At 46.4% G+C, this 14,027-nt stretch carries 11 protein-coding genes; 6 read left to right on the top strand and 5 right to left on the bottom strand.

From position 1 onward, the window contains the following. Positions 1-250 precede the first annotated feature (250 nt). The gene (locus R7P80_RS24215) at positions 251-835 is read left to right on the top strand and encodes a flavodoxin family protein (protein WP_225492013.1); all 585 of its coding nucleotides are present in this window, start codon (positions 251-253) and stop codon (positions 833-835) included. 61 nt (positions 836-896) lie between these two features. Here the strand turns inward: R7P80_RS24215 and R7P80_RS24210 are convergent, their stop codons facing one another. Continuing rightward, on the bottom strand, positions 897-2,522 hold the full coding sequence (locus R7P80_RS24210; protein ID WP_225492012.1) for an ABC transporter substrate-binding protein: 1,626 nt from the start codon (positions 2,520-2,522) through the stop codon (positions 897-899). Between the two features lie 141 nt (positions 2,523-2,663). Between R7P80_RS24210 and mpaA the strand changes: the two genes are divergently transcribed. After that, the gene (mpaA, locus tag R7P80_RS24205; RefSeq protein ID WP_225492011.1) at positions 2,664-3,374 is read left to right on the top strand and encodes a murein tripeptide amidase MpaA; all 711 of its coding nucleotides are present in this window, start codon (positions 2,664-2,666) and stop codon (positions 3,372-3,374) included. A gap of 19 nt (positions 3,375-3,393) precedes the next feature. Here the strand turns inward: mpaA and R7P80_RS24200 are convergent, their stop codons facing one another. Beyond that, positions 3,394-4,245: an SIS domain-containing protein gene (locus tag R7P80_RS24200; RefSeq protein WP_005383578.1), complete on the bottom strand. Its 852-nt coding sequence runs from the start codon at positions 4,243-4,245 to the stop codon at positions 3,394-3,396. A gap of 242 nt (positions 4,246-4,487) precedes the next feature. Between R7P80_RS24200 and murQ the strand changes: the two genes are divergently transcribed. The 3 genes from murQ to R7P80_RS24185 all read left to right on the top strand — a co-directional run bounded on the left by murQ (position 4,488) and on the right by R7P80_RS24185 (position 8,077). Then, positions 4,488-5,390 (top strand): N-acetylmuramic acid 6-phosphate etherase, encoded by a 903-nt coding sequence (murQ, locus tag R7P80_RS24195; RefSeq protein ID WP_017635657.1) that lies wholly within the window; start codon positions 4,488-4,490, stop codon positions 5,388-5,390. Between the two features lie 28 nt (positions 5,391-5,418). Next, complete coding sequence (gene murP, locus R7P80_RS24190) at positions 5,419-6,873, top strand: PTS N-acetylmuramic acid transporter subunit IIBC (protein ID WP_149191676.1); 1,455 nt, start codon at positions 5,419-5,421, stop codon at positions 6,871-6,873. 148 nt (positions 6,874-7,021) lie between these two features. Beyond that, on the top strand, positions 7,022-8,077 hold the full coding sequence (locus tag R7P80_RS24185) for a porin (protein ID WP_033907247.1): 1,056 nt from the start codon (positions 7,022-7,024) through the stop codon (positions 8,075-8,077). Between the two features lie 209 nt (positions 8,078-8,286). Here the strand turns inward: R7P80_RS24185 and R7P80_RS24180 are convergent, their stop codons facing one another. Continuing rightward, complete coding sequence (locus R7P80_RS24180) at positions 8,287-9,198, bottom strand: LysR family transcriptional regulator (protein ID WP_054700560.1); 912 nt, start codon at positions 9,196-9,198, stop codon at positions 8,287-8,289. 88 nt (positions 9,199-9,286) lie between these two features. Between R7P80_RS24180 and catC the strand changes: the two genes are divergently transcribed. Further along, the gene (gene catC, locus R7P80_RS24175; protein ID WP_225492010.1) at positions 9,287-9,946 is read left to right on the top strand and encodes a CatB-related O-acetyltransferase; all 660 of its coding nucleotides are present in this window, start codon (positions 9,287-9,289) and stop codon (positions 9,944-9,946) included. 56 nt (positions 9,947-10,002) lie between these two features. Here catC and R7P80_RS24170 read toward each other — a convergent pair whose 3' ends face one another. Next, complete coding sequence (locus tag R7P80_RS24170) at positions 10,003-11,682, bottom strand: DUF342 domain-containing protein (RefSeq protein ID WP_225492009.1); 1,680 nt, start codon at positions 11,680-11,682, stop codon at positions 10,003-10,005. 251 nt (positions 11,683-11,933) lie between these two features. Further along, positions 11,934-13,961: a tRNA(Met) cytidine acetyltransferase TmcA gene (locus R7P80_RS24165; RefSeq protein WP_225492008.1), complete on the bottom strand. Its 2,028-nt coding sequence runs from the start codon at positions 13,959-13,961 to the stop codon at positions 11,934-11,936. Positions 13,962-14,027: the final 66 nt, after the last annotated feature.

The raw sequence follows: 14,027 nt of genomic DNA, 5'->3' as shown, positions 1-14,027 counted from the left end.
CAGTGAGTTTAAAAGCGAGGGAGTAATCGCGCTGAGTTCTTTTAGTTGTTGATTTCATAACACTCTCCAATTTTGGGTGTGGAAAGTGTCAACCTTATTTAGGACGGAACATAACCCACTAAAAAGCCGATGTATCTACATCGGCTTTTTTAATGCACTTCTTTTTAAGTTTTAGTGTTGACCTCAACTTAGCTTGAGGTTTTAGCCTTAGTCGCACGATTAAAAATCAACAATGAAAAAAGGAACCATTGTGTCCAAAATTGCGATTATTTATTTCTCTAAAACCGACGTTACTGGTCAGCTTGCTCGCGCGATTGCCGCAGGCGTTGAACAACAAGGCATTAAGCAGCAAGGTGAATGTGAAATCCTCTCTCACCGTATTGAAGGCAGTGAGATCATTGAGGGACGTTTTGTGAACCCTAATCTAATGGATGAACTTGCTGAGTGCGATGCGATTATCTTTGGCTCACCGACCTATATGGGCGGCGTAGCAGCGCAGTTTAAAGCATTTGCAGATGCAAGCAGTGAATCTTGGTATTACCAAAAATGGGCAGGAAAGATCGCGGCTGGCTTTACCAGTGGTGGGGCAATGAATGGCGATCAGTCAATGACGTTGCAATACCTACAAACGCTAGCTAGTCAGCACGGTATGATGTGGGTCGGATTGGATAAGATCAGCAATTCTGGCGAGCAGAATCTGAATCGCTATGGTGTACAAGGTGGCATTGTTGCTCAAGGCGGTGAAGATGGTCAGTTGCATGCTTCTGATGTTGCAACGGCGGAGTATCTTGGCAAACGAGTCGCTATGCTCGTGAATAAGCTCTCCACTCGCTAGTAATAAAGAAGCCCCGTAAGACACATCTACGGGGCTTCGTATTTATCGCTTGTTTTGAGCGCTACTTCTTGATGTAAAGGTCTTTCGAGTAGATACGGCCCTCTACGTTATTCTTGGCAAAACCGCCAACCGTAGGACGAACCAAACGCGCTTGCATGTAGTAGTAAATCGGTGCGATTGGCATATCTGCCGCCAACAATTGCTCGGCTTGGTCATAGAATCCTTGACGCGCTTTCTCATCGGTTGCGGCCAATGCACTGTTCATCGCCTTGTCGTAGGCTTCACTGCTGTAACGTGCAAAGTTACCTGATGAACCAGAGCGCAGTAGACTCAAGAAGGTCGAAGCTTCGTTGTAATCTCCACACCACGAGGCGCGCATCACATCAAAATCCCCTTGCTTACGAGCTACGAGGTAAGACTTCCACTCTTGGTTTTCTAATTCCACTTTCGCGCCCAAGTTGTTCTTCAACATGGAAGCAATCGCCACTGCTATGGCCTTGTTCGATTCACTGGTGTTGTACAGCAATTTGAAATCCAGAGACTTACCATCACCGTATCCCGCTTCTTTCAGCAATTCACGCGCCTTTTCATCACGCTGTTTCTGCGTCCATGTGCTGTATTCAGGCTGAGTCGCATCAAAGCCAGCCGTATATTGGTGCGCAAACGTGTAGGCAGGCAGGTTACCCACTTGCGTGACACCATTAGTGATCACATCACGCATCATCGAATAAGATACGGCTTTTCGAACTCGTTCATCATCGAACGGAGGACGCGTGGTGTTAAACGCGTAGTAGTAAGTACAAAGTAGCGGAACCGCGGTATACGCTTGCTCGTAATCCTTCTTCAGCTTTTGCGCCATATGGGTTGGTACATCTGAGGTAATGTCCACCTCCCCCACCGCATAGCGATTGATCGATGCGTTTTGGTTCTCAAACGGAATGTATGTCACCTCTGTGAGATGAGTATCCGCGCTATCCCAGTAATTTGGGTTCTTGACCAGTTCAATGCGCTCATTCACGACCCACTTATCCAATGTGAATGCACCGTTGCTAACAAATTGGTCTGGATCGCTCCACGGCTTGTCGCGGTTTTCCACTGTCGCTTGATGCACTGGCATCATGGACGTGTGCCCAGTCATAGCAACAAAGTACGGCACTTGACTGTCCAACTCAAAACGTAGGGTGTATTTATCCACTGCCTTGATACCGAGATCGTCCAAAGGCTTTTTGCCCTCTGCTACATCGGTGATGTTTTTAATCTTGGTGAGTTTGAGATACCAAACATTTGGAGAAGCGGTTTTCGGATCTACCGCTCGGCGCAGTGAATAGACAAAATCATCCGCTGTCACAGGCTCGCCATTCGACCATTTCGCGTCTTTGCGCAAGTGAAAAGTAAAGGTTTGGTTGTCGTTGGTTTCCCATGATTCTGCCACACCGGGAATAATGTTTCCGTCACGATCTTGAATCACAAGCCCTTCAAATAAGTCACGAATAACATGCATTTCTGGCAGACCTTCGGCTTTCGCTGGGTCAAGCGTCGCCGCCTCTGCGTCATTCGCACGTACTAAATGCTGTTCTGCGGCAAGTTGAATGCCTTTAGGTAAGGTCTCCGCAGCAACTGATGTAGCAAGAAAAGGGGTGAATAAAGAGGAAATCAGCAACGCCGTTGAATGTTTTTTAAAATCCATATCGTTTTTCGTTCTCCTAACGCGTCTTGTGAAGCAAGTGCCACAATTAACATTTCAACCGTTGACGAGTTTAAACGGTTCAGTTTAGCTAGGTGTAATTAGCTTAGATATTGATACTACTTCATCAATCAGGAGATTACGGTGAGTCTAATTCCAAGAACGGAAAGAGCGGCATTTTTTATTCGGCCAACATCATACGGTCAATCCGCGCTTGGTGCGCCATTACTGTATTTTCCGGCTCAAGTCGAAAGTGCTTCGCGAGGTTTGATTTTGGCAGGCACTCACGGGGATGAGACAGCCTCGATTGCAGGTTTGTCCTGCGCGCTAAGAAGCTTGCCTGCTGAAAACTTACGACATGATGTGATTCTGTCAATGAATCCTGACGGCAACCAGCTAGGCACACGCGCAAATGCAAACCAAGTGGATCTCAATCGCGCGTTTCCAACCCAAAATTGGACTGAGCATGGCACAGTGTATCGATGGAGTTCTCACACCCCCGTTCGAGACGTAAAGGTGAAAACTGGCACTAAAAACCAGCTAGAGCCAGAAGTTAGCGCATTAATTAACTTGATTGAACTGCGCAAGCCAAAGTTTGTGGTGTCGTTTCATGAACCGCTTGCTTTTGTGGATGATCCCAAACATTCCGACCTTGCCAAATGGCTCGGCGAGCAGTTCCAACTGCCAATCGTTGACGATGTCGACTACGAAACACCCGGCTCATTCGGCACTTGGTGTAGTGAACGTGATTTACCTTGCATCACGTTGGAGTTACCAGCGATTTCTGCCGATCTCACCATTGAAAAACATCTCTCTGCTTTTATTGCTTTGCTGAGGCACGATCCGGATCTCTAGTCCGCTGTTAAACAAGCGATCATGTGAGGATCTGTTTGATGTCGGTACTGATATCGCTGATCAACTGACGGGCACTGTCGTCTCTTTGCTGAACCAAGATGATAAACAGCAAATCGGTGATCACGTTTTGCGCGGTACGCGAAGCAATGGATGAGCTGCGATGTTCCGTTTCATTGGCAATCGTATCAAACGTAATATCGGCAATACCGCGCAAGCGACTTCTTCCAGGCGCAGATAACGCAATCACCTTCGCGCCCTGCTCTTTTGCCGCTTCTGCCGCGACGAGAATTTCTTTGCGCTCACCCGAAAACGAGATTGCGATCTGAACATCTTCTGGAGAGAGCGTGCGGGCAACAGCAATCTGCACGTGGCTGTCTTGTTCAGAAAGCGCCGTAATACCAAGTTTAAGCAGTTTAAAGCTTAAATCCTTCGCGGTCAGTGCAGAGCCCCCAATCCCGACCACTTGCACTCGACGCGCTTCACTCAACCATTTCACCGCTTGGTGACACGCTTCGTAAGACAGCGTATTGGTGGTTTGAAACATAGCGTCGGTTTTCGCTTTCACCAGTTTCTGTGAAATAACCGCAATGGGGTCGTCAGCCAAAATATCACTGTGCAGCGGTGTCGACTGCATCGCATGCTTACGGCCAATCTCTTCATTCAGAGCTAATTTAAACTCGCTGTAACCTTTAAAGCCGATACGCTGAGTAAATTTCACAATGCTCGATTGACTCACTTTTACTTGCGCCGCAAGTTCTTGGCTGGTGAGCAGCGCCGCCTTTTCTGCGTTTTCAACAATCCAATCGCCAACCAAACGACCGCTTTGCGAAAGCTGAGTACGCCTCGCGACTATCCTATTGATAACTGACACAACAAAAACCTCAAAAATATTAAATAAATTATTCCAAAACAGAAATAATAGGCGTTTGATTTAACCCACTGATTATTCTAACCAAGATAGTTAATCCCGGATGTAATAGACGTATATTTTCTCTCATTATTCCAAATTTCTCCTGCATAAAGAATAACCTCAAGTGTGATTTTTGTCACCAAACCTGAATATTTTATTCCATAAAATCGCCCTCAGATTGAACATTACAAAGAGTGCAAAACATGAAAATTGATTTAAGCAGATTGGTGACAGAAAGCCGTAACCCAGCCAGTGCCGAGATCGATACGCTTTCGACAATCGAGATGCTGCAAGTCATTAATGAAGAGGATCAAAAAGTCCCGCTCGCGGTAAAAGCGGTGCTACCACAAATTGCAGAGACAGTTGACGCAATTACCCAAGCTTTTGCAAATGGTGGCCGTTTAATTTACATGGGAGCTGGTACGTCAGGTCGCTTAGGCATTCTTGATGCAAGCGAGTGTCCTCCTACCTACGGCACGCATCCAGATATGGTGATTGGCTTAATTGCTGGTGGACATCAAGCGATTTTAAAAGCGGTAGAAAACGCAGAAGACAACGCGAAAATGGGTCAAGACGACTTAAAAGCACTTCACCTCACCAAGCATGACGTGGTTGTAGGCATTGCAGCGAGTGGCCGTACACCTTATGTACTAGGTGGTTTGGACTACGCTAAATCCATCGGAGCCACGACCGCATCTATCGCCTGTAATCCAGAATGTGCCATGGCAGAAGCGGCCGACATCGCGATTCTGCCGATAGTTGGCGCAGAGGTTGTCACTGGATCTTCTCGCATGAAAGCCGGCACCGCACAAAAACTGGTGCTAAACATGCTCACGACAGGCGCAATGATTCGTAGCGGTAAGGTATTTGGCAACTTAATGGTGGATGTAGAAGCCACTAACGCCAAGCTCATACAACGCCAAACCAACATTGTTGTGGAAGCAACCGACGCATCAAAAGAAGAAGCAGAGCGAGCATTAAATGCCTGCGGTCGCCACTGCAAAACCGCCATCTTAATGATTTTGGCCGATTTGGATGCCGAACAAGCCAAATCACGCCTCGCCGCGCACAACGGCTTTATTCGCGCAGCACTAAATAATAACTAAATAATCCGAGTTCTGAAGGATAGACCCTATGGCAAAAATAACTTCAAACACAGTATCGCAGTTGCTGTCCGCAGTGGGTGGCAGTAGCAACGTAAGCAAATGTGGTAACTGTATGACGCGTTTGCGTTTATCGCTCGCCAACAATGGCTTGGCTGATCAATCAGTTATCAAGCAAATTCCCGGCGTAATGGGTGTGGTGGAAAGCGATGAGCAGTTTCAGATCATTCTCGGTCCCGGAAAAGCTCAACAAGCGGCTGAGATGATGAATCAATTGATCGACAGCTTAACCTCTGGTGACAGTGAAGAAGCAGATATGCCGCAACAAGATCTTTCTGCCGTCGCAGCCGAGCAGAAAAAACAGATGAAGAGTAAGCAAACCAGTGCGGTTCAGCGTTTTTTAAGCAAGTTTGCCACTATCTTTACGCCGTTGATCCCAGGCTTTATTGCCGCTGGTTTGTTGCTAGGTTTTGCGACGTTATTGGAACAGATGTTTGTTCTCGACCAGACACCAAGCCAGTTTATGTTGGATTTGATCGCCTACATGAAAGTCTTTGGTAAGGGTCTGTTTGCTTTCCTAAGTATTCTGATTGGTTACAACGCGCAGCAAGCATTTGGCGGCTCTGGTGTTAATGGTGCCATTCTCGCCTCTTTGTTTGTGCTGGGTTACAACCCAGAGGCGACATCCGGCATTTACTCTGGCATGAACGAGTTTTTCGGCTTTGCGATTGATCCGCGCGGCAACATTATCGGCGTACTTTTGGCGGCGATCATCGGTGCGCAAGTCGAGCGTAAGGTTCGTCAACACATGCCAGATGATCTGGACATGATCTTAACGTCCGTTATCACTCTGTTGATCATGGGTGCGGTAACCTTCTTGATCATCATGCCAATCGGCGGCGAGCTGTTTAAAGGGATGTCTTGGTTGTTCCTCAACTTGAACGATAACCCATTAGGCGCTGCAATCTTGGCAGGTTTGTTCTTAATTTCTGTGGTATTTGGCATCCACCAGGGTTTTGTTCCAGTGTACTTTGCATTGATGGAAGCACAGGGCTTTAACTCGCTATTCCCTATCCTGGCGATGGCTGGTGGAGGTCAGGTTGGCGCGTCAATGGCGCTGTATTTCAAAGCCAAAAAAGACGCTCTACTGCGCACTCAAGTTAAAGGCGCTATTATTCCTGGCCTTCTAGGCATTGGCGAACCATTGATTTACGGCGTGACATTACCACGCGTAAAACCATTCGTTACCGCTTGTATTGGCGGCGCTGCGGGCGGCTTCTTTATCGGTTTAGTTTCTTACCTTGGCTTACCAGTTGGTCTTAATACGGTGTTTGGCCCGTCCGGTATCGTGGCGATTCCTCTCATGACATCAGAAAATGGCATCTTCCCGGGAATGATGGTGTTTGTTGCTGGCCTGCTTATCTCTTACATCGTCGGCTTCCTCGCGACTTACTTCTTTGGCTGCAAAGACGTCGATTTAAGCTAAATCATTCTTCCCCTATAGGAATGGACTAGCTCGCGTCCTTGGCAAACAAGGGCGCACCCTCTCTCTACTTCACGACAATTTTTCTTATTCCGTGACTCGGAAGGGGCTTTGTCGTACCTAAAACAATAGAAATGAAAGGTCGTTAATCATGAAAAAGCACATTTTGGCTCTACTTCTCCCTACATTGATGGCATCAAACGCAATGGCAGCGCAGCTGTATCAAGCGGAAGATGGGTCAGTTTTAAATATTTACTCTCGTCTTGGTTTCAATGTCACCAGTAAAAATGATGAGCATGGCGATGCAAATGGCGAGTTTGATGGCCGTATTGGTTTAAACGGTTCACAAACCATCAACGAGTACGCGTCGATCATCGGCCAAGCGCAATACCAAGTGGGTGCCGCTGAATACGCAAACCAAGTAAACGACAAACCGTCTCTGACCGCACGTTATGTATGGGCAGGTATTGATGCGAAAGATTATGGTCGCATTACTGGTGGTCGCGTGGCATCTGGGTTGATTATGTTTACCGACATTGGTGATGTGTTCGCCTCTTCCGATGTTTCTATGGCGCGCCAAGCGAATAAAGTCGACAAAACCGCAACGCAAGTTTTCCGTCAAGATGGCACGCTGCAATACCAAAACAGCCTAGGTAATGTCGATTTTTCTGTCGCGTACATTTTAGGAAACAACACTTCTGAGCTCGACTACGGTTACAACGCTGCACTGCGTTATACGCTAGACATGGGGAATTTGGGTACCTTGGCACCAGTGATAGCGATGCAGAAGAATAAAGGTGATGCACGTGAAAGCAACGACACCGATTACACATTCTGGGGCGCAGGTACGCGTTACTACCTAGGTGATTTGATGTTGGGTGCGTTGTACTCGGAAGATGAACTAGAGGGCTATTACTCACAAACCAGTACCGACAAAGTGATGGAACTAACGGCGGTTTACAGTGTAAATGACAAATGGGTACTGCGTGCTGGTTATCGTTCTTTAGAAAACAGTGATGGTGACGAGCTAGAGCTGAAAGATACAACGCTAGAAGTGCAATACAAACTGACGCCTCGTTCTTCTATCTACACAAACTACGTTGATCGTAACGGCTCGCGTGGCTACAGCAATGGACAAGAAGTCTCGTTTGGCGGTGCGCACGCAGACGAAAGCTACTACCACTTAGGTCTACGTTACGAGCTGTAAGCACGATACTTAATGTAAGTTAGCTGAATCCAATGAGCTTCTTCTGTGTCCGGTCAGTAGTTATTGCCTTTAATGCTGATTTCAAGAAGCTCACCCTCGCCATATGTTTTCTTCGTTACCTGTTTTAACAAACACGCCTGCATCAGGGAAGCTGGTGACAGTGTTTTCGCATTCCTTTGCTTCCACAATTGTTGCTGAGTTTGTTGTCGCTATTCGCCGACAGAATATATGTTCCTAAAGTGATCAATGAACGCTCGCGTTCTTCTTGGTAAGTGCTCACGTTTTGGGTAAAGCAGATAAAGCGGCAAAATCGCATCCGTTTGCCATTCTGGAAGCAAACTCACGAGTTGTTCTTTTTGTGCAGGTTCGAGTTTAGCCAATGCAAATTCATCTAACATGGCTACACCACAGCCAGCCAAAGTAGCATCCAACATGGACTGGACAAGATTAAAACTCAGCGTACTTTCTAACTCAATGCTGCACTGCTGTTGAGTTTGCTTATGCGTAAACGTCCACTTGTCTAACACCAAGTCACGACTTTTATAAAGGATGTGCTCTAAGTCACCAAGCTCCTCTGGCGTACTTACATTTGGTTTATCAGCTAAATACGAGCGATGAGCGATCGGTTTACAGTGTAAAGTGCGTAGCTGATGGCCGACGTATCCCTCTGGGGGAGTATCGGTAAAGTAGAATGCGATATCAAACCCAGCCTCAATCAAGTCGAGAGGTGTCTCTGTGAAGATCACTTCAACACTCACTTGTGGATGTTGCAATCGAAACTCGATCAATGTTTGGCTGAGTAACGCAGCTCCGAAAGAAGCGGACGCCGCTATTCTCAATTTTCCCGATACGATCTCGTTTGCCATGACTTGCTCATTGATCTGCTCAGCGCCTTCGAGCAGTTGCTTTACCTGCTGATAAAACCGCAAACCATCGTAGGTCAAATTAAACTGGCGCGTAGTTCGCTGAATAAGCTGCACCGACAATATGTCTTCAAGCTGTTTAAGTTGCCGACTTACATGCGCATTCGAACAATTCAGTCGCTTTGCTGCACCAGCAATACTTCGTTCCTCACACAAAGCGACGTAAAGTGGTACGTAGCTGAGCCATTTTATTTCCATACAGTAATTCTGAATCTCTAAAATCAAACTACTGGAAATAATAGAAAGCCTCTAAACTCTGTACAACCTAAATTTGAAAGGATGAGTTATGAGTGTTTTCGACACGTGGTTAAAAGGTCAAGTCATTAAAGATCACATCACTAATCCCAATATCATCGTTGGCGATTACAGCTATTACTCGGGCTTCTATCATCAAAAAAGCTTCGAAGAGCAAGCGGTACGCTACTTGTTGGGTGACCCCGTCACACTTCAAGAATGGCAAAGTAGAGAACCCGATAGCATCGACAAATTAATCATTGGCAAGTTTTGTTCCATCGCTTCTGGAGCCACCTTCATGATGGCAGGAAACCAAGGTCATCGCATTGACTGGATTTCGACCTTCCCCTTCTCTCCTGAAGACTTTGGAGAAGGCGTACAAGACGGTTTCGAGCGTGCCGGAGATACAGTGGTGGGGAACGATGTTTGGATTGGCAGCGAGGCGATGATCATGCCCGGAGTAAACATCGGTGATGGAGCCATCATCGGAGCACGCACCGTAGTGACGAAAGACGTGCAACCTTATTCGGTAGTGGTTGGAAACAACCAAGTCGTACGTCAACGATTCAGCGATAAAGAGATTGAAACTCTACTCAATATCCAATGGTGGAACTGGCCAATAGAACACATTAAACAAGCAATGAAAGTAATGTGTAGCAGCCAAGTCGGTGCGCTTGCGGACTACTATCAAGAGCACATTGTCGATTTGTAGATAAACAAAAGCCCACACATCTTGTTGCGACGTGTGGGCTCAGTGAGTAAGAAAGCTTAAACCGCAGCGACGTCCTCTTCTTCCAAGTTCGCCGAGACTTTAATTTCGTATTGATTGAAACGGAACGAACAACCGCCATGAGTGCGCTTTGTCGTTACCTGCTCGTCGCCAAACTGCACCGTCACGCGTGTGAAGACACGCTCTTTGGCTTCGACAATATTTTCTTCTAACGCGACTTCAAAGTCGTGTTCCGTTTGTTCTAGCTTTTGCTTTATCGCTTCAAGCTGCTCGTTGTTTTGTGTTTTCATCACATCAATCTGAGCTTGTTCTTCGTCGGTACGTTCGGCTTTAGGACGTTTCTTAAATTCGAGCTCTTTACGAATCACATCCATCGTTCCTTCTTGAGCGTGTTTGTATTGATCTTTGAGCTCTGCTAATCGCTCCTTAAATGCAGAATAGCGTGCGAACGCTTCTACCTTAGTGGCGGTGTCGCCTTCTACGCCCAATTGTAAGCACACCACTTTGCCACCGACTTTGGCATCTCCGCCGCTGAGCGTGCCGTTCCTACCGTTCGCATCTAGCACCGTCAGATTGCGCCCACAAACAATATCGTTATTCATGCTGTGCACCGCCAACTCAATATTTTCTCCGGCTTGCAAATCACAATATTGGGCGTAGCTGGCACGAATCGAACCCTTGGCTTTGACGTGACAACTCTTTGGCTGGCCATCACTCACGGTGTGGCCAATGATCCCTTTACCAACTTGAATGTCGTCTTGCGCTTGTACGTCAGCCGATTCAATGAAGCCGCCTACAGTAATAGAGCCCGTCGCTTTAACAATCATGCCAGATTCAATGTTGCCACCGATAATCACATTTCCTTTGAATTTCACGTGGCCTGTATTCACGCCAACGCTATTGAGGCAGAGTGCGTTATCAACTTCGATGGTTTTGTCTTTAATCAGAGGCGTACCGGATACCGATGCAATCAATAGGTTTGGGTCGTGCTTGCTTATCTCGGTGCCCTTGCCTGGCTTCATTGGGCTGTCTTTTCCGGCTTGTGGAGGAATCACTCGCCCTTGAACAGTAAAACCAGGCGTACCTTTGGTCGCAGGCGTGCGGCGCATCACCTCATCGCCTACGTCAACCGCGATAGTTTCACCGAGGTTACGTAAATCAATTTTGTCGCTAGAAGATTGGCCGTCTTTGGGTTTGAGGATGCGTTTGGTGATGTCTTTAACAAGAGGAGTAAAAAGAGCGTCTTTGCCTTTGATAGGTTGCTTACCAACCGCTACAGGTTGAGAAAAAGTTTCGCCGGGTTTGAGCTGAGTGCTGACAACCAACACTTTCTTCAAAGCCAGTTTGTTGATGCCTTTCGAAACTCGCGCTTGAGCAAGGGCTTGAACAATCTCGGGGCCACGTAAACCTCGGCCTCCGTACGCGCCGACAACGTTCATACTGGCGAGCATGTCATTATTCGATAATTCAACCTCAACTTGCGCGTTGCGCTTTTCCGCAATAACGATGCCTTCGTAAGCCTCGGCTTTACGTTCTTTGGCGCAGTTAATGAATCTCACGACTTCCCCCTCAACAACAAACATCTTTTCAGCGTTCATTGCGACGAGCTGCTCGTTTAATTCATTTTGATTTAGCTCACCACCGAGGTCCACTTCTCCCGGAAGACGGGCTATCACCTTGGTCTTATCTTCAGATAACTCAAGACACAGCTTCCACATACCCTTACCACTTTGCTTCCCATCAACACTTTCAGTCTAACCAAATCCGTTTTCTGAACAAACCTCGCATTTCTTATTATAGGGCTCACGTCACTAAAGAAAGTAATCCATCAATAACGGTTAAACAGGATATTAAGAGAAAACTCGATTTAGCCTAAAGCTCAATCAAAATACACGCTGAAACAAAAAGGAGCTGGATTTACAGTGTAAAATCAGCTCCCAGTAATTTCATTTACAGTGTAAATTTCCCTTTATTGTTTACAGTGTAAATCGCTCCAAATGTGTCTTACTTCGTCCCTTAACTGCTGCTCAACTTGCCTTCTTCCAGGTAAACCAAATTGCTGAGCACATTCAGTCCAACTACGGTTAAGAAAAAACTTACTGATCATCAAGTCGGAAGCGGAGTTCAAACCTAAGTTAAGTAACCACTGCTGAAGCCACACAGACACAGACTCATAACTGTTACCACCATCAGCATAACATTCAATTAGTAATAACTTAGCGGGATGAAGTGGACTCATTCCCAAAGGTTGCGGCAATAGAGCTCGAAAAATAGGGGCTTCTAATTTTGGATAGACGTCAGCCACATTGTTAGACAACATTTCTTCAAATAGCGCCTGAGATTGGTCGACCCAAGCCGTCTGTTGGGAATCACAAGGTTTGACCATCAAGACTGAATAACAACCGCTAGCAGCATCGCGCATTGACCCTAAGCGAATTGTACGGAAGTTCGATTGTCGCCAGAAATAGAGCAACTCTTCCGTCGCACCAAAACTCGTGGATAAGTAGGCAATGTGTTTAGCAGCCATTTGCTCAAGTTGCTGCAGAATTTTTTGACCAATGCCTTTTCCTTGCAATGCTGGATGAACCGCAATTCTCATGACTCGCAGCGTCGATAGATTCGCGACATTCGGAAATCCTAGGTGGTTTGCAATCGTAATGGGGGCTAAGTGTCCTTTAGGACGACGCTTACCAAGCTGGATTTCTTCAATCAATTCATCGTCAAGGCCCCCCTCTTCGACCGCTAATATCACCCCCACAACCGCATTATCTTGCTTAGCAAAATAGAGCTGAATGTTGTCGTCTTGCAAAAGGTGAATCAAATCATTCGGCGAGGTCTGATAATGAGCATTCACCAAAAGAGCGAAGCACTCACGCAGCAAACTAGGCTGCGATATCAAATTGTTCTTATCGGCTTTAGAAAGGGAAATTGAGTCGACCTGGTTAAGTTGATGGTGCGTTAACTCCGCATCCAACAAAAACGCGTCATAGAGCCATGATTCGAGCGCATCATTCATGCTCCAGCGGATGGGCTGTGTCATGTGCCATGTTTTCATTCCCGAACGCTGTTTCTGAAGCCAATCAACAAATTTAATCGTAAAGCCCCGACCACAACCTTCATAACCATGAACAGTCGTAGAAAAAACGAGTCGATGATAATGTTCGGTAATGCTTTTGAGCATAGGAACTGGAATTGCAGCCGCTTCATCGACAAGTAACAAATCACATTCAGGTCTGCTCGATAGAAGTTCGTCAGGAGCAATGAATTGAATGGCTCCCTGCCCTGATTGTAATCTGTCCTTCCTAATACGCTGCGCATTAGGAAGTAGCCGCAAAGCATGTTGGTAAACAGGCTCAACGGCTTTTATAGATGGTGCCGTAATTAAGATTCTAAGTGGCTTCTGCTGTAATAAGCTCGCACACGCAATGCCGAGGGCACTTGTTTTTCCGCGCCCACGATCTGCGGTCAAAACTAACGGTCGCTTTCGATGTCCAGTTACCACCTTTTCAATTAGAGAAATGGCATGTTCTTGTTCCGTGTAGTGGCTTTCTTTTTCTGCCTGCTTGATGTCTGGAGCCGTTGGCAATGGTTTGTCTTGCTCAATAACAACGAGCTTCTCCCATTGTTTATGCATCCATTGCTGAGCAAAATTCGCATTTTGTCGCAGCTCAGTAATGACAATAAGAAAACCACCGCCAACCAATGAGCCAAGCGTGGCGGTAAAACTATTGGCGTCAAAGCCATTTCGAGTATCAAACAATAGAACGTCACACTCTCTGCCTAGCAACATGTGCCCTTGTTTAGACGAAACGCTGGATACATTTTTCAAACCAAAATAACCAACAGAAAACCAACGTTGATGGCGCTGCGTTTTATGGAACTCTGACATCAACGCATTTTGCCAAGAAGCCTCGCCTTGAATGACAACACCAATCCTTTGGAAAGATTGGTGAGCTTGATGTTGAAGTGATGAAAGGAAATCAGATTGTGTCTGCATTTTGTCTATCCAACGTTGAACTGACGTAATGGTATCACATCTTTAATTTGACGCTTCTCAGATATA

This window comes from Vibrio sp. 2092 (assembly GCF_033339635.1).
Classification (GTDB): Bacteria; Pseudomonadota; Gammaproteobacteria; order Enterobacterales; family Vibrionaceae; genus Vibrio; species Vibrio alginolyticus.
The sequence above is the reverse complement of the archived record's forward strand: the minus strand, read 5'-3'. Positions and strand labels throughout refer to the sequence as shown.

What these genes read in the sequence shown, in the direction of transcription:
- R7P80_RS24210 (WP_225492012.1), bottom strand. Translation starts at nt 2,522, where the DNA reads ATGGATTTTAAAAAACATTCAACGGCGTTGCTGATTTCCTCTTTATTC.
- murQ (WP_017635657.1), top strand. Translation starts at nt 4,488, where the DNA reads ATGAAAATTGATTTAAGCAGATTGGTGACAGAAAGCCGTAACCCAGCC.
- murP (WP_149191676.1), top strand. Translation starts at nt 5,419, where the DNA reads ATGGCAAAAATAACTTCAAACACAGTATCGCAGTTGCTGTCCGCAGTG.
- R7P80_RS24185 (WP_033907247.1), top strand. Translation starts at nt 7,022, where the DNA reads ATGAAAAAGCACATTTTGGCTCTACTTCTCCCTACATTGATGGCATCA.
- R7P80_RS24180 (WP_054700560.1), bottom strand. Translation starts at nt 9,198, where the DNA reads ATGGAAATAAAATGGCTCAGCTACGTACCACTTTACGTCGCTTTGTGT.
- catC (WP_225492010.1), top strand. Translation starts at nt 9,287, where the DNA reads ATGAGTGTTTTCGACACGTGGTTAAAAGGTCAAGTCATTAAAGATCAC.
- R7P80_RS24170 (WP_225492009.1), bottom strand. Translation starts at nt 11,682, where the DNA reads ATGTGGAAGCTGTGTCTTGAGTTATCTGAAGATAAGACCAAGGTGATA.
- R7P80_RS24165 (WP_225492008.1), bottom strand. Translation starts at nt 13,961, where the DNA reads ATGCAGACACAATCTGATTTCCTTTCATCACTTCAACATCAAGCTCAC.